Source organism: Rhizobium sp. 05L419, from assembly GCF_056397845.1.
In genome coordinates this window covers 203926-224188 of the sequence record NZ_JBFTOF010000006.1, presented here as the reverse complement: position 1 = coordinate 224188, position 20263 = coordinate 203926, and the positions used below count along the sequence as shown (strand labels likewise).

The window sequence follows — 20263 nt, the reverse complement described above, 5'->3', positions numbered from 1 at the left end:
ATCCTCAACCGGCGATGGCGACCTTCTGCGGTGCGAGCGGCGGGGCGGCCTTGAGCTGGTCGCCGAGGTCCTTGAGAATGCGCGTCGATTCAGCGGAGAGCATGCGCGGGCGCAGGAGCGGCGGCGGGCTGCCCTCGGCGGGCTTTGCGGCAACGGTCTTGACGGGTTCGGGCGCCGTCACGCCAGGGATCTGGCGGAGCGTGATCCCCTGGTGGGCATAATCCATGGCGCGCTTGAAGGTCATGGCCGGCAGCGAGCCGCCGGTCATCTTGTTGGTCGACGTATAGTCGTCGTTGCCGAACCACACTGCGCCGGTGAAGTTGCCGGTATAGCCGATGAACCAGGCGTCGCGGTAGGCCTGCGTGGTGCCCGTCTTGCCCGCGGTCAGAATGCCGTTGTCGAGGGCCGCCTTGCGCGCAGTCCCGACGTAGGGAACGCGGGTCAGCATCTGGTTCATGTAGGAGTCGGCCTTTTCCGAAAGCACGCGCTTGGCCGCCGGCTCGTCGCGGTCGAAGTCGTAGAGCACATCCCCGCTATAGTCGAGAATCTGGCTGACGCCGTGGCGCCGCGACTGGTAGCCGCCTGCCGGGAAGACGGCGTAGGCCGTCGCCTGATCCATAACAGTCACTTCCGACGTGCCGATCGGGATCGTTACATCGTTGCGAACCGGGGATTCGACGCCGAGGTTCTTGGCCATCGCCCTGATCGGGGCGATCCCGAACTTCTCCTTGGCGAGACGCACCGGTATCGTGTTGATCGATTGCGCGATGGCTGTCGCCAGCGTGACGCGGCCGGCATAGCGGTTCTCGTAGTTGTGGGGACTCCAGTTGCCCCAGGAGATCGGCGCATCCACCACGATGCTGTCAGGCGTCATGCCGTTCTCCATGGCCACCGAATAGGTGTAGACCTTGAAGGAGGAGCCCGGTTGCCGCAGTGCCTTGGTGGCACGGTTGAACTGGCTCTCGCCGTAGTCGCGGCCGCCGACCATGGCGCGCACCGCACCGCCGTTTTCGATCATCACCATCGCACCCTGCTTGGCGTGATAGCTCTCGCCATATTCGCGCAACGAGGTCTCGACGGAATCCTCGGCTGCGTGCTGCATGCCCATGTCGATCGTCGTGCGAACGATCAGCGAATGCTGGTGGAAGCGCGGGGAGAGGCGCATGACCTCGTCGAACGCCCAGTCGAGGAAGAAGTCCGGCGATTCCACCTGGTTACGGTCGACGACGGTGGCGGGATTGCGCCGCGCGGCGATGACCTGTCCCTCGGTCATCAGCCCGCTCTGCACCAGATTGGTGAGCACCTCGTTGGCGCGTCCGCGCGCGGCCGGCAGGTTGACGTGCGGCGCGTACTTCGCAGGCGCCTTGAAGAGGCCGGCGAGCATGGCCGACTCGGCAAGGTTCACATCCGTGATGCTCTTGCCGAAATAGAACTGCGCTGCCGCAGCCGCCCCGAAGGTGCCGCCGCCCATATAGGCGCGGTCGAGGTAGGTGGAGAGGATTTCCTTCTTGGACAGGTTGGCTTCCAGCCAGAGCGCCAGGAAGGCTTCCGTGATCTTTCGGTCGATCGAGCGTTCGTTGGAGAGGAACAAGTTCTTGGCGAGCTGCTGCGTCAGTGTCGAGCCGCCCTGGACGACGCCGCCCGCCCGCGCGTTTTCGGAAAGTGCGCGGAACAGGCCGATGAAATCGATCCCGAAATGGTCGAAGAAGCGCCGGTCCTCGGTGGCGATGACCGATTTGATCAGCGCATCCGGAAGTTCGTCGATCGGCACCGAGTTCTGGTGTATGACGCCGCGGTGGCCGACGATGTTGCCGTAGCGGTCGAGAAAGGTAACGGCATAGTCGCCGCGATTGCGCCAATCTTCCTTGGTAGCCTCGAAGGCTGGCTGGGCAAGGGTCAGCATCAGCACGGCGCCGACAGCCCCGAGCGTCAGGCCTTCGCCGCCGAGTTCGACGACGATGCGCTTCCAGCCGCGAACACGGAAGCGGCGGAAGAAGATGGTGATGTCCTCCCAGATCTCGGCAGAGCGGAAACCGGCGTTCCAGATGGTCGAATCGATCCACGAATCGATCTTCAGCAGCAAGTGGCGTTTCTTGCGCGGCTGTTTTTCTGGATTGTCCGGATCCGTCACGTCTTATATTCCCGCCCGATCAGTCACTTCGACGTCGGACGAGCCTGACGCCGGACTATGGCAAACCTGCCGATAGCTCCGAAGTACCCGGAGCACGGTGAATCATTGGTTGATTTGCCTGCCAAGAACAAGAGAAATGGAAAGCCCTCACGCGATTTTGCGGGCTGTTGCAAGAATGGAATGATGGAACAAGCACCCTTCTGGAAGCAAAAGACGCTTGCCGAAATGACCGGCGTCGAATGGGAAAGCCTCTGCGACGGCTGCGGGCTCTGTTGTCTTAACAAGCTCGAGGATTGGGATAGCGGCGACATCTTCTTCACCTCGATCCGATGCAAGCTTCTCGACAGCGACAGCTGTCGCTGTTCGAGCTACGAGAACCGCTGGGATTTCGTGCCGGATTGCGTCCAGCTCACCAAGCAGAACGTCGATGAAATCCCCTGGCTGCCGCCCACCTGCGGCTACAGGCTGGTCAACGAGGGACGCGATCTCTACTGGTGGCATCCGCTGGTGTCAGGTGACCCGCAAACCGTGCACGCGGCCGGTATTTCGGCACGGGGCCGGACGATCAGCGAGACGGAGGTCGATGTCGAAGACTTCGAGGACTACGTCGTCGACTGGCCACTGACGGTGGGAGAGCAGGGGGACAAGGACGAAGAGGACGAGGCCGAAGAGGCTAAGGTGTAAGCGCGCCGCCGACGGCATCGAGGAAGCGCTGCAATTGCCTGCGTACGTAGTCTTCGATGGCGCCTTCCGGCTCGAAACCCCACCAGAGCAGGCATCCCTGCCACTGCGACAGCATCAACCGGCCAAGCGGCCCGGCCTTGCCTTCGACATGAAGGCATCGATCAAGTGCATCGGCGAGCGTCGTGCCCCAGGCGGAACCGCGGGCACGTAGCGCCGGATCGCGCAGATCCTCCCGAAGCAACAGCAAGCCGTCGGCATAGGACACCGCGTCGCCGCCGTAGTCTTTCGACAGTCCAGAGAGCAACGCAATCGCCCCTGCCGGCGTCTTCGGAACAGACTGCGCCAGCCGGACCGTTTCCGCATCCAGGCGGTCCCAGGCGCGCAGCAGCGACGCGCGCAGCATCGCAGCCTTCGTGCCGAAACGCTGGACGAGAGTCGAGCCGGAGAGACCGCTCGCCTTGGCGACCGCGCCGAAGGTCGCTGCGTCAGGTCCCTCGGCGTGGATCAGCGCCAGCACCATGTCCAGAAGCTGTTCGTCGGAAAGCGTGCGGTGGCGCGGCATGAAATCCCTCTTGCGTTCGCAACGATTATGAACGAACATTAGTTTATATTCAATCCGGGAGACTGCTGGATTGATGTCTGGCCCCGGTTCCAGAGCAATTCCAGTAAAAGTGCGTAGCAGTTTTGTGTTCGGAATTGTGTGAAAACAAAAGCTTTGGGCGATTTCGCAAATCGAAGAAAGGCGGGGGCCTCTGGCGTGGAGGAGTGCGGGATGACAGCAGACTTGTCGGGAAAGATCGCCCTTGTGGCCGGCAGCACCCGTGGCGCGGGCCGCGGCATTGCCGTCGAGCTCGGAGCGGCTGGTGCCTCGGTTTACGTGACCGGCCGCACGACGCAGACGCATCAATCGGAATACGCGCGACCGGAAACGATCGAGGAGACGGCCGAGATGGTGACCGCAGCCGGCGGTCGTGGCATTGCCGTGCGCGTCGATCACCTCGTGGCGCAGGAGGTCGAGACGCTCGTTGCCCGCATCCGCCGCGATGAGGGCAGGCTCGACATTCTCGTCAACGACATATGGGGCGGCGAGCATCTGACGGAGTGGAACAAGCCGGTCTGGGAGCATTCGCTGGATAAGGGCCTGCACATGCTCCGCCTGGCGATCGACACCCACCTGATCACTGCCCACTACGCCCTGGCGCTGATGATCGAGCAGCCGGGCGGACTGATGGTCGAGATGACCGATGGAACGGCCGAATACAACGAAACCCACTACCGGCTCTGCCCATACTACGACCTCGTCAAGACTGGCGTCATCCGCATGGCATGGGCGCATGCGAAGGACCTGGCGCCGCACGGCGCCACGGCGGTGTCGCTGACGCCCGGCTGGATGCGCTCGGAGATGATGCTCGATATCTTCGGCGTCCGGGAAGGCAACTGGCGCGACGCGACGGCGGTGCAGCCGCATTTCGTCATCTCCGAAACCCCGCGTTTCACCGGCAGGGCGGTGACGGCGCTGGCGTCCGATCCGCAGCGCGCTCGCTGGAACGGCCGGTCGCTGTCGAGCGGCGGACTGGCGCAGGTCTACTGCTTCGACGATGTGGATGGGTCCAGGCCGGATTGCTGGCGCTACATGGACGAGGTGATGGAAGCGGGAAAGCCCGCCGACGCCACGGGCTATCGTTGAATCCGTTTAACCGGAAGGAATGACAACCCACTGCCTCTGCAGGGTTTTCGGCGCGGCGTTCTGCCATGATTTGCGCACCAGATCCTGCACCAGAGCCTCGCCGGCAAGCTGGTAGAAAAGCCGTGTCGAACCGCGAAGACCCCAGCCGCCGGGCACCGCTGCGGTCTCGTCGGGCGCAATCGCAAGCGTCATGTGCTGCTGGTCGGGTGTCAGCCGGACGACGCAGTAATCCTGGTCGGGCATGGTCAGGAAAATCTTGCTGCGCACGCGGAAATCACGCGTGCCGTGATGCGCGCTCTCGACCGCCTCCGGCAGGCTGAGCGCAAAGGATACGAGCTCTTCCCGGGTCATGCTGCAGTTTTAGCACAGGCGGACGGTTCGCGGCCAATCAGAAAAACTCAAGCAGCCGCCAACCAGTTGTGCGACTTCGGCCCCGACGGTCTTTCCTCCGGCCATTCGCCCGACCGGCTGGATGCGCTGGTCTGGGCGCTGACGGCGCTGATACTGGAAGGAAAAGGTGAACCGCGTAAGGGGCGTATGAACGTTCAGCGCTGCGGCTGCTGTGGTGTCGGGCGCGGCTGCTGCTCTGAGCGCACCTGGCGCCATTCGTTTTCGAGCTGGTCGATCACGTGTTGGGGAATCGTCGGCTGGTTGCTGTTGGCAGGCTGCTGCATTCTCTCCTCCGGCGGCCAGGTTTTAACGCTGGATTAATCACTGGCATGGCTCAAATAATCTGTAAATCAGGGCCTTAAACACTTTAAACGATTGAATTTATTTTAATCGATTAAGACGGATAATGCCGTTTCAGTTTCCGAGGCGAACACCATGGTTATCCACATAGACCGTCGCTTTTTCTTCGATTCGGCGCGGGACACCCTCTTCAAGGGCACGCTCGATCAGCCACAGGTCGACGGCATGACGGCAATTCTCGATTTCTGGGAGGCGCGGATGCCGGACGCCGATCCGCGCTGGCTGGCCTACATCCTGGCCACCGCCTTTCACGAAACCGCGTTCACGATGCAGCCGGTGCGCGAGACGCTGGCTGCGACCGACGCCCGTGCCGTTGAAATCCTCGAGAATGCCTATGCCAGCGGCAAGCTCTCCTGGGTGAAGACGCCCTACTGGCGGCCGGACGAGGACGGCAAGAGCTGGCTCGGGCGCGGGCTGGTGCAACTGACCCACAAGCGGAACTACGAGGCGATGAGCGTGCTGACGGGCCTCGACCTCGTCGCCGAGCCCGACCGGGCTATGGAGATGGATGCGGCGGTCTCGATCCTCATCGAAGGCATGGTGCAGGGCAGCTTCGCCAACCACAAGCTCGCCGACCACCTGAACGAAACGACGGACGACTGGGTAAACGCCCGCCGCATCGTTAACGGCACCGACCGCGCCGAAAAGCTGGCCGGCTACGGCAAGACCTTCCTTGCGGCAATCCGCCACGAGGCGCCGCCGGGAGTATTCTCGCGGTTGAAGGCCTGGCTTGCGCGTGGTATCGCGCGGGTCTCAGGCTGGAGCAATGCCAGCAAAAGCGTAGCGGTTTCGCGTCCGCAATTGCGTAAATCAATAAGCGAGCGTTTTCGCTATTCGAAGGAAAGCGGAATGCTCTAGACCCTGACAGGAGTTCCCGCGTGATCCGCCACATTGTCTTCTTCACAGCGTCTGCGGAAAACCTGGAAAAGGTGAGAACAGGCCTGTCGATCCTGACGGCCATCCCGCATGCTCGCCTGCTGGAGATCGGCACGAACGTGAAGACCGACCAGCTGGGCACGGAAGTCGACCTCGTCGTCTACGGCGAATTCGACGACGAGGCGGCACTCGCGGCCTACAAGGCGCACCCCGACTACCAGCGCTCGATCGACCTCGTGCGCCCGATCCGCGAAATGCGGATGGCGGCGGACTACGAGAGCGACACGGCGGTGAACCGGCCGCTGGGATAGTCGATGGTGTCGGGGCTTGCGCGCAGGCGAATGCGGGGTTTGCCCATGGAACGCCAAGCGGCCGCCTTCGGCGGTGGGTTCAACTGATCGCTGCAACACACTCTGCAAACTTCTCCGCGGGGCGTTTGATAAAGCAAGGTCTTTCTTGGACGTTCGTTGAGCTGCCTCGCGATAGCACTGAGCTTAGCTTGTCTGTGTACGGACAGGTCGGTGCCGCTTGGAAGATATTGGCGCAGCAACCGATTGGTGTTTCATTCGAACCGCGCTGCCAGGGTGATCGAGGATCGCAGAAGCAGACCTCAACGTCAGCGGCCATTGCCAGTCGTTGGTGGTCGGCCAGTTCCTTTCCCCGATCCCAGGTCAGTGATTGATAGAGTTCGGCCGGTAGTTTTTGCGACTGCCTGATCAAGGCAGAGACCACGGTTTCGGTATCCTTATTGGCGACCTCGATCAGCATCACATAGCGCGAGTGACACTCGACCAGCGTTGCTATGTAGCTGTCCTGGATCCACCGATAAGGTCACCTTCCCAATGACCGGGAACGGCACGATCTTCGACAGACGGAGGTCTCCCGCCTATGGATATCGCGTTGCCGACGCTGGCCCGCACCGCCGCCTCGCTCTCGACCTGGCTTGCCGGCAGCCACGGCAACGGCCTGCGGCTGGAGCCTGAACTGGACAATGTCGCGGGGCTGGCAGCCGAGCGCGCCGCGGATGTGCAACGCGGCGTTCTTGACCGACGAGGAGAAGCGGCAGGCGGTCGAGTATTGAAAACGGATTGCATTGGGAAATACTGAAAACCGACATCGGATTCCGGCGGCCGAAGCGGTATCAACATGCGAACATCCGGACGCAATCCTCGAAGAAATTCGTCCAAGCGATTCAAAAGATTCACGGAAGTGGTCGAGGTTTCCGAGGCGATGCTGTCGGGATCGGCGGCATCAAGCCTCTACCGCCAGGTTTGCGCGCGCGTCGGAACGGACCTACGCGCAAGCCGACGAGACTGCGGATTTCGGCAGCCGGCAGGCGAGCCTCTCGGTGCGAATCCGGCAGGTAAAAAGCGACATTGGCAGTGTGACGTCTCAATGAAAGGAGAAACGCATGAGTGACTTGAAAAACTGGTACAGCTCAAAGGCGATTTGGGGAGCATTGATCTCGGTTGCTGCGTCCCTGATGCACTTTACGGGTGTGGATGTTGGGGACCGCGGACCGCAGCCAGGTCGTGGACCCGATTGTCAATCTTGCCGGCGCGTTCGGCGCTCTGTTGGCCGTCTACGGGCGGGTTGCGGCCAAGTCTGCAATCAAGCCGGGATCATGATCCGGGCATGGCTTGCGAGGGGTGGACGATGCCCGCACCTAGCAGGTTTTCCACTGTCGGATACCTTGTCGCGCTACTCTTAAATCGTTCTAAACATCAGGCATTACAGTGCATTCATTTGCCATTCAGGTGGCGTGAGTACATAGTCGGGGCAAGTTGATATCCATTGAAAGCATAGCACATGGCCTCTCCTTTGAGCGTCGCAGCGTTGGCCGCCGGGCTGGCGGTATCGTCGCCCTCACCGGACAATTCGCGCAACTTTATCGTGCGCGTAGCAGGCGATTGCAGCGCAGCCGCACAGCAGGTCGTGGAAAAGACGGGAGGGCAATTGCTCTCCGTTCAGCCTTCCGGCGACAGCTGCATCATCACGGTTCTGGTTCAGGGCAACGGTCAGCGTCCGCGCAAGGTAACCGTCAAGGTTCCGATGTAGGCAGAATCGGCCTATGAGACAGCGAAGAGAACAAGCGGAGTAAAGCGGACCGATGCGCATCCTGGTAGTCGAAGACGACGTCAACCTGAACCGTCAACTGAGCGACACTCTGAAGGAGGCCGGCTACGTCGTGGATCAGGCGTTCGACGGCGAGGAAGGACACTTCCTCGGCGATACCGAGCCATATGACGCGATTATCCTCGATATCGGCCTTCCCGAACTGGACGGTGTGAGCGTGCTGGAGAAGTGGCGCGGCGCCGGTCGCGGCATGCCGGTGCTGATCCTGACCGCGCGTGACCGCTGGAGCGACAAGGTCGCCGGTATCGACGCCGGCGCCGACGACTACGTCACCAAGCCGTTCCATGTGGAGGAAGTGCTCGCGCGCATCCGCGCATTGATCCGCCGCGCTGCCGGCCACTCGTCGTCCGAAATCGTCTGCGGCCCCGTGCGCCTCGACACCAAGACTTCGAAAGCCGTGGTCAACGGCGTGACGCTCAAGCTGACGTCGCATGAATACCGCCTTCTGGCCTATCTGATGCATCACATGGGCGAGGTGGTATCGCGCACCGAACTCGTGGAGCACATGTATGACCAGGATTTCGATCGCGATTCCAACACGATCGAGGTCTTCGTCGGCCGCCTGCGCAAGAAGATGGGTGTTGATTTGATCGAAACGGTGCGCGGTCTGGGTTACCGCATCCAAGCGCCGACCAATGCGAATTAAGTCTCTTACTGCACGCGTTCTGCTTCTCACCACGATCTGGTCGACCGTGGCCCTTGTGGTCATCGGTCTTTTGATCTCGACGCTCTATCGCAAGAGTGCCGAACGCGGCTTTCAGGATCTGCTGCGGGCACAGCTCTATAACGTCATCAATTCGGTTGCGATCGGCGATCAAGGTTCGCTGAGCGGCAGCCCTCAGCTCGGCGACCTCAGGTTCGCGCAGCCGAAGACCGGCTGGTACTGGGTTGTCGAACCACTTGGCACCTATACCGCCCCACCGCTGGTGTCGCCGTCGCTGGGATCGGCGACGATCCCGGTTCCATCGGTTCTCGAGGCGCCCTTCGACAAGAACTACGAGCGCTACTATCAGGTGACGGACGCCTCCGGAAACCGGATCCAGGTCGCGGAAACCGAAGTCGTCCTCGACACGGACGGAAGAGCCGCGCGTTTTCGCGTCACCGGCGCCGTCGATGTCGTTGAAGACGATGTCCGCAATTTCTCCCATAGTCTCTATCTGGCGCTTGCCGGCTTTGGTGTGGGCAGCCTCATCGTCAATGCCCTGGCCATTCTTTACGGCCTCAAGCCGCTCGATAAGGCCCGCGCGGCGCTGGAGCGTATCCGGGCCGGCGAGAGCGAGCAGTTGAAGGGAGCGTTTCCCCGCGAGATCCTGCCGCTTGCCAACGAGGTGAACGCGCTGATCGACAGCAATCGGCGCATCGTCGAGCGCGCGCGCATGCAGGTCGGCAATCTCGCCCATTCGCTGAAGACGCCGATCGCCGTCCTGCTCAACGAGGCGCGCGTGCTGGAACGGTCTCATGGCGAGCTGGTGCGCAGCCAGGCCGAAGCCATGCAGGGGCAGGTGCAGTCCTATCTGAACCGCGCGCGCATTGCCGCGCAACGCGAATCTGTTCTGGCGCGTACCGACGCCGAGCCGGCGATGGAGCGATTGGTTCGCGTCATGCGCCGCCTGAACGTGGACAAGGAATTCGAGCTTTCGGTCACGCCCCAGCACATTGCGGTCGCCATGGAGCAGCAGGATCTGGAAGAGGTTGTCGGCAATCTTCTGGAGAATGCCGCCCGTTTTGCGGCGAGCAAGGTTCGCCTGTCGGTGGCTGAGACGCATGACGAGGTCAAGGGAACCGAGGCCAGCGCAAGGCGCCATTGGGTCGAGTTGATCGTCGAGGACGACGGGCCGGGCCTCGAGCCCGATCAGATTCGCGAGGCGCTGAAACGCGGGCGGCGACTGGATGAAAGCAAGCCGGGCACCGGACTTGGCCTTTCGATCGTGACCGAGATCTCCAATGAGTACCAGGGCAGGCTCGAACTCTCCCGCGGGGAACGGGGCGGTCTCAAAGCGCGCCTTATTCTGCCCGGTGTGACAAAGGATGTTGCGTGAGGAACTGCTTGATGCCACAAAGACATAGGCGTTTGCATAGCATGCTTTGCCTTATTGACGACAAGGCGCGATGCGCCTCTGGCGGCGTGATGACACCTGATTCGGGTTCGACTGAATGATGCTCCGTTCAAAAGGCATGATTGTTTCTTCGCTTCTGGCAGCCGTAGTGCTGTCGGGTTGCCAGACAACCAAGGGTGGCGCTTCGGCTGGCCTGTTTGGCACCGGCAAACCATCCGCATCCGCGTCCTTCATCGCCGACCTGCAGGGCGGTATCGTTGGCCGTGCGGGGGTGACCCTGAGTGACAGCGACCGTCAGCGCGCTCTTGAGGCCGAGTATCGCGCACTGGAAGGTGCGGCCGTCGGGCAGCCGGTCGTCTGGAGCGGGCGCAACGTCAGCGGCAAGGTTGTGGCTGCTGCTCCCTATCAAGTCGGCTCGCAGAATTGTCGTCAGTATACCCATACGCTCACTGTCGAGGGCAAGGAGACCGTCGCGCGCGGTTCGGCTTGCCGCAACGACAACGGCAGCTGGACGCCGCTCGGATAGCCGTATGGGCGGCGCTGCTGAGATCATTCAATTGAGAATTGCGGCCAAACGCCTCAAATCGCCGTCATCACGGCTTTGCTTGTTGGAATGGGGCCGCGCTTCGAGTATTTGGCGGTTATGATTTTCTGGATTCTTCTGGCTGCTATGACGGCGGCTGTTGCCGCCATTCTGCTTTATCCGCTTCTGCGCGGAACGAAGGCGGCTGACGATGGTCGCGCCGGCGAGGCTGCCGTCTATCGCGACCAGTTACGCGAACTCGATCGTGACCTCGCTGGTGGCCTGATTGCGGTAGAAGAGGCCGAGTATGCGCGTGCGGAAATCGGCCGGCGCCTGATTGCCGTCTCGAATGCAGCCCCGGTCAAGAATCTGAAGACGTCAGGCCATCGTCGCCTTGCCGAGGCCCTCGTTCTCCTGCTCCTTCCCGTCGTCGGGCTCTGTCTTTACACGGTGATGGGCAGGCCGGATCTGCCTTCACAGCCGCTGGCAGCACGGTACGAGGACCCCGGCAACGATATGGGCATCCTGATCGCCAAGGCCGAGCGTCACCTCGCGCAGAACCCCGACGACGGCAAGGGGTGGGACGTTCTCGCGCCGATCTATGTCAGCACCATGCGCGTCGCGGAAGCGGAGACGGCCTATCGCAACGCGATCCGGTTGCTCGGCCCGAGCACCGTGCGGCTGGACGGTCTTGCCGAGACGCTGATGGCCAAATCGAGCGGTATCGTGACCGACGATGCGCGCCAGATCCTGGAGCAATCGCTGCAACTGGAGCCGGATAATCCGCGCGCCCGGTTCTATGTTGCGCTGAGCATGGAACAGGCGGGCAAGGCGGACGAGGCTCGCGCGGCCTTCGAAGCGATCGCCAGCCAATCGCCCGCCGATGCGCCGTGGGTGCCGCTCGTCAACGAGCATATTGCAAGGAACGGCCGAACGTCTTCGCAGCCGCCCGCAAATGCACAGCCGCCCGGCAATCCGACACAGTCCGACGTCGCAGCGGCCGAGCAGATGAACACCGGCGACCGGCAGCAGATGATCAAGGGCATGGTCGAAAGTCTCGATGCCAAGCTCACCGAAAACCCCAACAATCTCGAAGGCTGGTTGCGGCTCGTCCGTTCCTATGCCGTATTGAACGACAAGGATCGTGCGGCGGATGCGCTGAAGCGCGGGCTCACCGCATTCCCCGGCAACGGCGAACAGGGCAAAGAGTTGCTGGCGCTGGCGCGCGAGCTCGGCCTTGCGACGGAAGGAATGACCGAATGACGCGCAAGCAGAAGCGCCTGGCGGTGATTGGCGGCGGCATGAGTTTTATCATTGCCGCGGTTCTGCTCGTCATGTTCGCCTTCGGCCAGTCGGTCGCCTATTTTTACATGCCGGCCGATCTTGCCAAGCATCCGGTGTCGCCTGGAACCCGCATACGGCTCGGCGGCCTTGTCGGTGACGGGAGCGTCGTGCGAGGCGTCGGATCGACCGTGCAGTTCGCTGTGACCGATGCCACCGGCGATCGCGTTCAAGTCCGCTACACCGGCATACTTCCCGATCTCTTTCGCGAGGGGCAGGGCGTCGTGACGGAGGGCCGTTTCGAGGCGGGCAGCAACGTCTTCACCGCCGACACCGTGCTTGCCAAGCATGATGAAAAGTACATGCCCAAGGACGTCGCCGACAGGCTGAAGTCGCAAGGGCTGTGGAAAGAGGGAGAGGCGCCGCAATGATCATCGAGGTCGGGCACTACGCTCTCATTCTGGCGCTGGCGACGGCGATCGTCGTCTCCCTTGTGCCTGTCATCGGCGCGCGGCGCCTCGATCAGGCGATGATGGACGTGGCGCCTATCGGCTCCATCGTCATGTTCGGTCTGGTGGCTTTCTCGTTCTGCGTGCTCACCTATGCGCATGTCGTATCGGACTTTTCCGTCGCCAACGTCTGGGAAAACTCCCACTCGCTGGTGCCGCTGATTTACAAATACTCTGGCGTCTGGGGCAATCACGAAGGCTCGATGATGCTGTGGTTGCTGATCCTGGCCTTGTTCAGCGCCCTTGTCGCAGCCTTCGGCCGCAACCTGCCGGATACGCTGAAGGCAAATGTGCTGGCGGTGCAGGCCTGGATTTCGGTCGCCTTCGTTCTCTTCATTCTGCTCACCTCCAATCCGTTCTTGCGTCTTGATCCGGCACCTGCGGAAGGCAAGGATTTGAACCCCGTCCTCCAGGACATCGGCCTCGCGATCCATCCGCCCTTGCTCTACCTCGGCTACGTCGGTTTTTCGGTCTGCTTTTCTTTCGCGGTTGCGGCGCTTCTCGAAGGGCGGATCGATGCCGCATGGGCGCGATGGGTGAGGCCCTGGGCGCTCGCGGCCTGGACCTTTCTAACGCTGGGCATCGCCATGGGCTCCTATTGGGCCTACTACGAGCTTGGCTGGGGCGGCTGGTGGTTCTGGGATCCGGTCGAGAATGCCTCCTTCATGCCCTGGCTTGCGGGCACAGCGCTGCTGCATTCGGCGCTCGTCATGGAGAAACGCGAGGCGCTGAAGATCTGGACCGTGCTGCTCGCGATCTTGACCTTCTCCCTGTCGCTGATGGGCACCTTCCTGGTCCGCTCCGGCGTTTTGACCTCCGTGCATGCCTTCGCCAGCGACCCCTCGCGCGGCGTCTTCATCCTCTGTATCCTGCTGCTCTTCATCGGCGGTGCGCTGTCGCTCTTCGCCTTCCGCGCGCCACGGCTGACCGCAGGCGGCCTGTTCGCGCCGATCTCCCGCGAGGGTGCGCTGGTGGTCAACAACCTGATCCTGACGGTTGCCTGCGGCACCGTGCTGACCGGAACGCTTTATCCGCTGCTTCTCGAAACGCTGACCGGCGACAAGATCTCGGTCGGCCCGCCTTTCTTCAACATGACCTTCGGTCTTCTCATGGCACCTTTGCTGGTGATCGTTCCGTTCGGGCCGCTGCTGGCCTGGAAGCGCGGCGATCTGCTGGGCGCGCTGCAACGGCTCTATCTCGTGGCTGCTTTGGCCTTTGTTGTCGCGGTCGTGTTCTTCTACATCCAGCACGGGGGGCCGGTGATGTCCGTGCTCGGGCTTGCTGCCGGTCTGTTTCTCACCTTCGGCGCCGTTGCCGATCTCTGGTATCGCGCCGGCGTCGGCAAGGTCGCGGCCGATGTCGCCTGGCGCCGGCTTGCCGGCCTTCCGCGCTCTGCCTTCGGGACGGCGCTTGCTCATGCCGGCCTCGGCGTTGCCGTGCTCGGCATCGTCGCCGTAACGACGTTCGAGACCGAACACGTGGTGCAGATGAAGCAGGGCGAGGTCGTCGAGGCGGGAGGCTACACACTGCGTTTTGACGGCATGAAGTCGGCGACCGGGCCGAATTTCACGGAGGAACGTGGTCACTTCACCATCGCCCGCGGCGGCGTCGAGATCGCCGACGTCTGGTCCGCCAAGCGTCTCTACACCGCGCGACAGATGCCGACGACGGAGGCGGGTATTCTGACCTTCGGCCTCAGCCAGCTCTACGTCTCGCTCGGCGATGCGACGGCGGACGGCGGTATCGTCGTCCGTATCTGGTGGAAACCCTTCATCCTTTGCATCTGGGGCGGAGCGGTGATCATGGCGATCGGAGGCTTCGTGTCGCTGAGCGACCGGCGCCTGCGCGTCGGAGCGCCGCGTCGCAAGGCAAAGCCTGCGCGCCCTGCAATGGAGCCGGCCGAATGATGCGCCGTGTTCTTTTGGCCGTTGCTCYCGTGCTCGCAGCCGCGCCGGCCTTCGCCGTCAATCCCGACGAGGTGCTTGGCGATCCGGCGCTTGAGACCCGCGCGCGTGCCATTTCGGCCGAGCTGCGTTGCATGGTCTGCCAGAATCAGTCGATCGACGACTCCAATGCGGAGCTGGCCAAGGATTTGCGGCTGCTGGTGCGCCAACGGATTGCCGGCGGGGACAGCGACGAGCAGGTCATGACCTACATCGTCTCCCGTTATGGCGAGTTCGTTCTGCTGAAACCGCGGTTCGAGACCAAAACGCTGCTGCTCTGGTGCGCACCGCTTCTGCTGATCGYGCTTGGCGGCATCTCGCTGGCCGTCTTCGCCCGGCGACGCGCCGGCAAGCCGACAGGCACGGCGTTGACGGAAGGCGAACAGGCCCGGTTGAACGAATTGCTCAAGAAATAGTGTCAGCCGCTGCGGGGCAGGCGCTGACGCAGAAGAGACACGACGAACCAGGCGGTAAACGCCAGGACCACGCTGCCTGCGGCAATCGGGCCTGCGGCTGGAGAGTAGATATCCATCGCTGCGCCGACCGTCGTTGATCCCGCGGCACTTCCGACGGCATAGGCGAGCGCAAATGCGGCGCTCCCGGCGACAAGCGTGTCCCCGGCATAGCGCTCGCCGAGGATGGTCAATGCGCAGGTATAAAGCGAAAAGCTCGCCGCCCCCATGATGCCGAAGGCGATCAGGATGGCTGCCTGAGACTGAAGAAACGGGATGGCGATGAAGCTGAGCCCGGCGAGGCAGCCGGAACAGACGGCGACGCCTGACCGCGACGTCTTGTCGAGAAACCAGCCGACGACCGGCTGCGCAAGGGCGGTGGGAAGCGCAAGGACGGTAACGCTGACGGCTGCAAACGCCTCCGAATACCCAAGCCTGACGAAGTACACGGGCATCGCCGAAATTGCTGCGATGTCGGCAAAAGCGAACGCGGCGACCATGCCGATCAGGATCGGCGCGCTTCTGACGAACTTGAAAAGCGCGCCCGAGACTGCTTGCTCGGGCTGCGTGCGTGCTCTCCTGCTGAGGATAACCGTCAGGAACGCCACGCAGGCGACATAGACGGCAAGCAACGCGAACGCAAAGCCTTGCTCGGTTCCAAACAGCGGGATGGCGAGCGGGCCTGCAGCGAAGCCGCCGCACATGCCTGCACCGTAGAGACCGGAAATCCGCCCGCGCAGGCGATCGGGGCAGGCGGTATTGAGCCAGGCCTCGCTCAGCATGAAGATCAGGCTGACGCACACGCCAAGACAGAAGCGCGCGATGCACCAGACCCAGAAAATGTCGAAGGTCGCGAAAACGGAAAGACTGAGCGCGCAGCCGACCAGGCCAGCGACGATCAGCCGATCACCCCGGACGCGACGCGAAAGCCATCCGACGGCGAATGTGGCGGTTGCCAGCCCTGCCGCGAAGCATCCAGCGTTGAAGCCGATCAGGCTTGGAGAAACATTGCGATGCTCGAGAACCAGCGAAATCAGCGGATAGGTGAGCCCTTGCGCCACGGCAAAGGCCGTGACACCGATAATCACGGCGGCGATTGCGGCGCTGTCTGGCGCAAAATCGTCTACCGGAATTGCATGGTTCATCGGTGGGCCTCGTTCGCGTTGCGGAGCGACGAATAACGGTTGGGCGCTTCGAAGTCGAGAGCGGGCCGGGGGCCATGCTGCGGCTGGGTCAATTTCGGACATTACGAATTATTCATCGCCCGGACAGTTCGCAGTAAGGTGTGCCGTCCTATATCTTCATTCATCAACGGATCCGGTAGTCACCGATCCTGCGGACGCAAAGATAAAGAAGGTGCCTCTTATGCTCAAGAATATCAAAACCCCGTCGCTCAATACCGCCCTCAAGGCTTCGACCGTCGCGGGTCTTGCCGCTGCGGTGCTGGCAACCGGTATTCCCCTCGAAATCACACGCTCCTACGCCGAAGCCGTCAAGGTTCAGGCTCCATCCGTTCCAAGCTTCGCAAACGTCGTAGACGCCGTCTCTCCCGCGGTCGTCTCGGTACGTGTCGAAAGCCGCATTAGCCCAGTTTCCGACGAAGACGGCGGCAACGGCTTCTCGTTCGATTTCAACGGCCGCGGCCTCGACGATCTTCCCGACGCCCTGAAGCCTTTCTTCCGCCAGTTCGGCGAGCAGGGCCCGCAAGGCCCGCAGGGTCATCGTGGTCCGTCGGGAAAGCATTCCGGTCCAGATGGCAAGGGCCGTCTGCGTCCGGTTGCCCAGGGCTCCGGCTTCTTCATTTCCGATGACGGCTACATTGTCACCAACAATCACGTCGTATCCGACGGCGCTGCTTTCGTCGCGGTCATGAGCGATGGCACCGAGCTCGATGCCAAGCTTATCGGCAAGGATCCGCGTACCGATCTCGCGGTTCTGAAGGTTGACGGCAAGGGCCGCAAGTTCACTTACGTCAACTGGGCGGATGACAACAACGTCCGCGTCGGTGACTGGGTCGTCGCTGTCGGCAACCCCTTCGGCCTCGGCGGTACGGTAACGGCAGGCATCGTCTCGGCTCGCGGCCGCGACATTGGCTCCGGCCCCTATGACGACTACCTGCAGGTTGACGCTGCGGTTAACCGCGGCAACTCGGGCGGCCCGACCTTCAACCTCGCCGGCGAAGTTGTCGGTATCAACACGGCGATCTTCTCGCCGTCCGGCGGCAGCGTCGGCATTGCCTTCGCAATTCCGGCTTCGACCGCCAAGGATGTCGTTGCCGACCTCATGAAGGACGGTACGGTGTCGCGTGGCTGGCTTGGTGTTCAGATCCAGCCGGTGACCAAGGATATCGCCGACTCGCTCGGCCTATCGGAAGCAAGCGGTGCGCTCGTCGTGGCACCGCAGGAAGGCTCGCCCGGCCAGAAGGCCGGCATGAAGGCCGGCGACGTCGTGACCGCGCTCAATGGCGAGACGGTCAAGGATGCTCGCGATCTCAGCCGCCGCATCGGTGCGATGCAGCCCGGCAAGAAGGTCGAGCTCTCGGTCTGGCGCGCAGGCAAGGCCCAGCCTCTGTCTGTCGAACTAGGCACTCTTCCGGCCGATCAGAAGGAAGCCTTGGCTGATGACAGCGATCAGGCACCGGAAGCACAGACCCCTGCCTCGGAAAAGGCGCTTGCCGATCTCGGCATGACGGTTGGTCCGGCCGATGACGGCAAGGGTCTGCAGATCACGGGTATCGACCCGAACTCCGATGCTGCCGACAAGGGCATCAAGGAAGGCGAGAAGATCACTTCGGTCAACAACCAGGAGGTCACCTCTGCCGCTGATGTCGTCAAGGTTCTGAGCCAGGCGAAGAAGGACGGTCGCACCCGTGCGCTGTTCCAGATCCAGTCGAAGGACGGCAGTCGCTTCGTGGCGCTTCCGGTCGACAACCAGGGTTGATCCTGCCAGAACAAGGACTGGAGCCGCGCTGTTGCGCGGCTCCCTTTTTGTCAATCCACCATGGGTGACGGCAATGACCCCCACGCAAAACGATACAGCTTTGAGCCTTGCCGAAACACAGGCGGCGGGTAATGTCGGCCGCATGAAGATTCTCATTATCGAAGACGATCTGGAAGCTGCAGTTTATCTGACAAAGGCGTTTCGCGAGGCGGGGATCGTCGTCGACCACGCAAGCGATGGTGAAAGCGGACTGTTTATGGGCACCGAAAACACCTACGATGTTGTCGTGATCGACCGGATGCTGCCGCGCCGCGACGGCCTCTCCGTCATCAGCGAGCTGCGTCGCAAGGGTATTCACACCCCCGTTCTCATTCTGTCGGCCCTTGGGCAAGTGGATGATCGCGTCACCGGCCTTCGCGCCGGCGGTGACGATTACCTGCCGAAGCCCTATGCCTTCAGTGAACTGCTTGCGCGCGTGGAAGTGCTCGGTCGCCGCAAGGGCACACCCGATCAGGACGTCGTCTACCGCGTCGGCGATCTGGAACTCGACCGCCTTGCCCACGAAGTGCGCCGCGGCGGAAAAGAAATTCCGCTGCAGCCGCGCGAGTTTCGCCTGCTGGAATATTTGATGAAGAATGCCGGTCAGGTCGTTACCCGGACCATGCTTCTGGAAAACGTATGGGACTATCACTTCGATCCGCAAACGAACGTCATCGACGTGCATGTCTCGCGCCTGCGCTCGAAGATCGAGAAGGACTTCAGCCAGCCTTTGCTGAAAACCATTCGGGGTGCGGGTTACATGATCAAGGATGACGGATGAGCCGCTTCTTGGTTCTCTTCAAGTCCACCGCAGTCCGCCTTTCGGCACTTTACATCCTGCTTTTTGCCATCTGTGCCGCAACGCTGGTCTTCTATGTGACCGCGATGTCCGAGAGCCTGTTGACGAGCCAGATTCGCGAGTCCGTGCAACAGGAAGTCGACCAGGTCGGGCGCGCCTACGATGCCGGCGGCATGAACCTGCTGCTGCGCACCATGGAGCGACGCGCACGCCAGCCCGGTGCCAATCTCTACATCATCGCAGGTCCTTCAGGTGACATCCTTGCCGGCAACGTCGCTTCCGTGCAGCCAGGCGTTCTGGAGGAACAGGGTTGGACGTCGTTGCCGTTTCGGTATCAGCGCTACGCAGAGGGCGACCAGGGCAAGCGGCACATGGCCGTCGCCAACATCGATGTTCTCGACAACGGGTTGCGGATACTGATCGGCCGGGATCTCGGGGAACCGGAAGCCTTTCGGGTGCTTGTCAGGCAGGCGTTGATGATCGCCCTGGCGATCATGGGGCTCGGCGCCGTCATCATCTGGTTCGGCATCGGCCGCAATGCCCTGAAGCGGATTGACCGCATGTCGGCGGCCAGCAAGAAGATCATGGCTGGCGATCTCTCGCAGCGCCTTCCCGTCGGCGGCTCCGGCGATGAGTTCGACCGTCTTTCTGTTTCGCTGAATGCCATGCTCGGGCGCATTGAAAAGCTGAACGAGGGCTTGCGCCAGGTCTCGGACAATATCGCCCACGATCTGAAGACGCCCCTTTCACGGCTGCGCAACAAGGCAGCCGATGCGCTCGATACGCCGGACACGGAAACGCGCCGCGTTGCGCTTGAGGGGATCATCTCCGAGTCCGACCAGTTGATTCGGACCTTCAACGCCTTGCTGATGATCTCGCGCGTGGAGGCCGGATCGGTCGCTGCCGAAATGTCGACCGTCGATCTATCGGCAATCGTTGCCGATAGTGCCGAGCTCTACGAACCTGTCGCAGAGGAAGCGGGGCTTGCACTGACGTCGTCGATCGAGCCCGGGATCGCGGTGCAGGGCAATCGCGAGCTGATCGGTCAGGCGATCTTCAATCTGATCGACAACGCTATCAAATATTCTTCAGATACGGACGGCGGTGGAGAAGTCTCCCTGCGGCTGACCCGTAGCGTTGACGGCATTTGCCTTCAGGTCGCCGATCGCGGCCCCGGCATTCCTGCAGAAAAGCGAGAGGAAGTGCTGAAACGTTTCGTACGTCTCGACGAAAGCCGCTCGAAGCCGGGCACCGGTCTCGGCCTGTCGCTCGTCGAGGCTGTCATGGAGCTGCACAGCGGCAGGCTGGAGCTTTCCGACACCGTTGCCGACGGCGACGACGTCAAGAGCCGCGGCTTGGCTGTCACGATGATCTTTCCCGTGAAATAGGCGACATCCCGATGTCGGTGCCGTATTGCGAACCCGACATCGAGTGAATTGGCTGTTGGCCATTGCGC

Annotated in this window: 20 protein-coding genes and 2 pseudogenes; 16 read left to right on the top strand and 6 right to left on the bottom strand. The window is 62.1% G+C overall.

Annotated features, from left to right (window positions below):
- Window positions 1–4 precede the first annotated feature (4 nt).
- Window positions 5–2131 carry a transglycosylase domain-containing protein gene (locus tag AC1DMK_RS10625; protein ID WP_477858810.1) on the bottom strand — a complete coding sequence of 709 codons (2127 nt, stop codon included), beginning with the start codon at window positions 2129–2131 and terminating at the stop codon, window positions 5–7.
- A 183-nt stretch (window positions 2132–2314) separates the two neighbouring features.
- Here AC1DMK_RS10625 and AC1DMK_RS10620 point away from each other — a divergent pair, with 183 nt between their 5' ends.
- A complete protein-coding gene (locus AC1DMK_RS10620; protein ID WP_477858809.1) occupies window positions 2315–2815 on the top strand; it encodes a YcgN family cysteine cluster protein in 501 nt (166 codons plus the stop codon).
- Here the strand turns inward: AC1DMK_RS10620 and AC1DMK_RS10615 are convergent.
- Entirely contained in the window at window positions 2805–3377 is a 573-nt protein-coding gene (locus AC1DMK_RS10615) for a TetR/AcrR family transcriptional regulator (RefSeq protein ID WP_037062327.1), read from the bottom strand. The genes AC1DMK_RS10620 and AC1DMK_RS10615 overlap by 11 nt on opposite strands.
- Window positions 3378–3587: 210 nt before the next feature.
- On the opposite strand from AC1DMK_RS10615, the gene AC1DMK_RS10610 reads away from it, so the two are divergent.
- Window positions 3588–4502, top strand: a complete 915-nt coding sequence (locus AC1DMK_RS10610; protein ID WP_477858807.1) for an SDR family oxidoreductase — start codon at window positions 3588–3590, stop codon at window positions 4500–4502.
- A 6-nt stretch (window positions 4503–4508) separates the two neighbouring features.
- Here the strand turns inward: AC1DMK_RS10610 and AC1DMK_RS10605 are convergent, their stop codons facing one another.
- Complete coding sequence (locus AC1DMK_RS10605; protein WP_477858805.1) at window positions 4509–4853, bottom strand: MmcQ/YjbR family DNA-binding protein; 345 nt, start codon at window positions 4851–4853, stop codon at window positions 4509–4511.
- Between the two features lie 194 nt (window positions 4854–5047).
- On the bottom strand, window positions 5048–5176 hold the full coding sequence (locus tag AC1DMK_RS10600; protein WP_477858804.1) for a hypothetical protein: 129 nt from the start codon (window positions 5174–5176) through the stop codon (window positions 5048–5050).
- A gap of 151 nt (window positions 5177–5327) precedes the next feature.
- Between AC1DMK_RS10600 and AC1DMK_RS10595 the strand changes: the two are divergent.
- Both AC1DMK_RS10595 and AC1DMK_RS10590 read left to right on the top strand, forming a co-directional pair.
- Window positions 5328–6008, top strand: a pseudogene (locus AC1DMK_RS10595) (hypothetical protein); the annotation flags it as partial.
- A 122-nt stretch (window positions 6009–6130) separates the two neighbouring features.
- Window positions 6131–6439 (top strand): Dabb family protein, encoded by a 309-nt coding sequence (locus AC1DMK_RS10590; protein WP_037062165.1) that lies wholly within the window; start codon window positions 6131–6133, stop codon window positions 6437–6439.
- Window positions 6440–6518: 79 nt separating this feature from the next.
- Here AC1DMK_RS10590 and AC1DMK_RS10585 read toward each other — a convergent pair.
- Window positions 6519–7036, bottom strand: a pseudogene (locus AC1DMK_RS10585) (IS30 family transposase); the annotation flags it as partial.
- Between AC1DMK_RS10585 and AC1DMK_RS10580 the strand changes: the two are divergent.
- The 9 genes from AC1DMK_RS10580 to AC1DMK_RS10540 all read left to right on the top strand — a co-directional run bounded on the left by AC1DMK_RS10580 (window position 7017) and on the right by AC1DMK_RS10540 (window position 14993).
- Window positions 7017–7235 (top strand): hypothetical protein, encoded by a 219-nt coding sequence (locus AC1DMK_RS10580; RefSeq protein WP_477858935.1) that lies wholly within the window; start codon window positions 7017–7019, stop codon window positions 7233–7235. The pseudogene AC1DMK_RS10585 and the gene AC1DMK_RS10580 sit on opposite strands and share 20 nt — an antisense overlap.
- A 702-nt stretch (window positions 7236–7937) precedes the next feature.
- Window positions 7938–8186 carry a hypothetical protein gene (locus AC1DMK_RS10575; RefSeq protein WP_037062162.1) on the top strand — a complete coding sequence of 83 codons (249 nt, stop codon included), beginning with the start codon at window positions 7938–7940 and terminating at the stop codon, window positions 8184–8186.
- Window positions 8187–8238: 52 nt separating this feature from the next.
- Entirely contained in the window at window positions 8239–8910 is a 672-nt protein-coding gene (locus AC1DMK_RS10570; protein WP_037062161.1) for a response regulator transcription factor, read from the top strand.
- Complete coding sequence (locus AC1DMK_RS10565; protein WP_037062158.1) at window positions 8900–10303, top strand: sensor histidine kinase; 1404 nt, start codon at window positions 8900–8902, stop codon at window positions 10301–10303. The genes AC1DMK_RS10570 and AC1DMK_RS10565 overlap by 11 nt, the downstream gene beginning before the upstream one ends.
- A gap of 115 nt (window positions 10304–10418) precedes the next feature.
- On the top strand, window positions 10419–10847 hold the full coding sequence (locus AC1DMK_RS10560) for a membrane protein (protein WP_037062156.1): 429 nt from the start codon (window positions 10419–10421) through the stop codon (window positions 10845–10847).
- A 117-nt stretch (window positions 10848–10964) separates the two neighbouring features.
- Entirely contained in the window at window positions 10965–12107 is a 1143-nt protein-coding gene (gene ccmI, locus AC1DMK_RS10555; protein ID WP_037062325.1) for a c-type cytochrome biogenesis protein CcmI, read from the top strand.
- Complete coding sequence (gene ccmE, locus AC1DMK_RS10550) at window positions 12104–12556, top strand: cytochrome c maturation protein CcmE (RefSeq protein WP_037062155.1); 453 nt, start codon at window positions 12104–12106, stop codon at window positions 12554–12556. Before ccmI ends, ccmE begins: the two co-directional genes overlap by 4 nt.
- Entirely contained in the window at window positions 12553–14541 is a 1989-nt protein-coding gene (locus AC1DMK_RS10545; RefSeq protein WP_477858800.1) for a heme lyase CcmF/NrfE family subunit, read from the top strand. Before ccmE ends, AC1DMK_RS10545 begins: the two co-directional genes overlap by 4 nt.
- Window positions 14538–14993 (top strand): cytochrome c-type biogenesis protein, encoded by a 456-nt coding sequence (locus tag AC1DMK_RS10540; RefSeq protein WP_477858798.1) that lies wholly within the window; start codon window positions 14538–14540, stop codon window positions 14991–14993. The genes AC1DMK_RS10545 and AC1DMK_RS10540 overlap by 4 nt, the downstream gene beginning before the upstream one ends.
- Before the next feature lie 2 nt (window positions 14994–14995).
- Here the strand turns inward: AC1DMK_RS10540 and AC1DMK_RS10535 are convergent, their stop codons facing one another.
- Window positions 14996–16174 carry an MFS transporter gene (locus AC1DMK_RS10535; protein ID WP_477858797.1) on the bottom strand — a complete coding sequence of 393 codons (1179 nt, stop codon included), beginning with the start codon at window positions 16172–16174 and terminating at the stop codon, window positions 14996–14998.
- A gap of 220 nt (window positions 16175–16394) precedes the next feature.
- Here AC1DMK_RS10535 and AC1DMK_RS10530 point away from each other — a divergent pair, with 220 nt between their 5' ends.
- The 3 genes from AC1DMK_RS10530 (at window position 16395) to AC1DMK_RS10520 (ending at window position 20195) form a co-directional block, all read left to right on the top strand.
- The gene (locus AC1DMK_RS10530; RefSeq protein ID WP_477858795.1) at window positions 16395–17969 is read left to right on the top strand and encodes a Do family serine endopeptidase; all 1575 of its coding nucleotides are present in this window, start codon (window positions 16395–16397) and stop codon (window positions 17967–17969) included.
- Window positions 17970–18111: 142 nt separating this feature from the next.
- The gene (locus AC1DMK_RS10525; RefSeq protein WP_196246754.1) at window positions 18112–18789 is read left to right on the top strand and encodes a response regulator transcription factor; all 678 of its coding nucleotides are present in this window, start codon (window positions 18112–18114) and stop codon (window positions 18787–18789) included.
- Window positions 18786–20195: a sensor histidine kinase gene (locus AC1DMK_RS10520; protein WP_477858793.1), complete on the top strand. Its 1410-nt coding sequence runs from the start codon at window positions 18786–18788 to the stop codon at window positions 20193–20195. Before AC1DMK_RS10525 ends, AC1DMK_RS10520 begins: the two co-directional genes overlap by 4 nt.
- Window positions 20196–20263 lie beyond the last annotated feature (68 nt).

Coding starts and splice junctions, on each gene's coding strand:
- AC1DMK_RS10575 (WP_037062162.1), top strand. CDS start 7,938: ATGGCCTCTCCTTTGAGCGTCGCAGCGTTGGCCGCCGGGCTGGCGGTA.
- ccmE (WP_037062155.1), top strand. CDS start 12,104: ATGACGCGCAAGCAGAAGCGCCTGGCGGTGATTGGCGGCGGCATGAGT.
- AC1DMK_RS10525 (WP_196246754.1), top strand. CDS start 18,112: ATGAAGATTCTCATTATCGAAGACGATCTGGAAGCTGCAGTTTATCTG.
- AC1DMK_RS10530 (WP_477858795.1), top strand. CDS start 16,395: ATGCTCAAGAATATCAAAACCCCGTCGCTCAATACCGCCCTCAAGGCT.
- AC1DMK_RS10520 (WP_477858793.1), top strand. CDS start 18,786: ATGAGCCGCTTCTTGGTTCTCTTCAAGTCCACCGCAGTCCGCCTTTCG.
- AC1DMK_RS10610 (WP_477858807.1), top strand. CDS start 3,588: ATGACAGCAGACTTGTCGGGAAAGATCGCCCTTGTGGCCGGCAGCACC.
- AC1DMK_RS10605 (WP_477858805.1), bottom strand. CDS start 4,853: ATGACCCGGGAAGAGCTCGTATCCTTTGCGCTCAGCCTGCCGGAGGCG.
- AC1DMK_RS10535 (WP_477858797.1), bottom strand. CDS start 16,174: ATGAACCATGCAATTCCGGTAGACGATTTTGCGCCAGACAGCGCCGCA.
- AC1DMK_RS10620 (WP_477858809.1), top strand. CDS start 2,315: ATGGAACAAGCACCCTTCTGGAAGCAAAAGACGCTTGCCGAAATGACC.
- ccmI (WP_037062325.1), top strand. CDS start 10,965: ATGATTTTCTGGATTCTTCTGGCTGCTATGACGGCGGCTGTTGCCGCC.
- AC1DMK_RS10570 (WP_037062161.1), top strand. CDS start 8,239: ATGCGCATCCTGGTAGTCGAAGACGACGTCAACCTGAACCGTCAACTG.
- AC1DMK_RS10615 (WP_037062327.1), bottom strand. CDS start 3,377: ATGCCGCGCCACCGCACGCTTTCCGACGAACAGCTTCTGGACATGGTG.
- AC1DMK_RS10600 (WP_477858804.1), bottom strand. CDS start 5,176: ATGCAGCAGCCTGCCAACAGCAACCAGCCGACGATTCCCCAACACGTG.
- AC1DMK_RS10545 (WP_477858800.1), top strand. CDS start 12,553: ATGATCATCGAGGTCGGGCACTACGCTCTCATTCTGGCGCTGGCGACG.
- AC1DMK_RS10580 (WP_477858935.1), top strand. CDS start 7,017: ATGGATATCGCGTTGCCGACGCTGGCCCGCACCGCCGCCTCGCTCTCG.
- AC1DMK_RS10565 (WP_037062158.1), top strand. CDS start 8,900: ATGCGAATTAAGTCTCTTACTGCACGCGTTCTGCTTCTCACCACGATC.
- AC1DMK_RS10560 (WP_037062156.1), top strand. CDS start 10,419: ATGATGCTCCGTTCAAAAGGCATGATTGTTTCTTCGCTTCTGGCAGCC.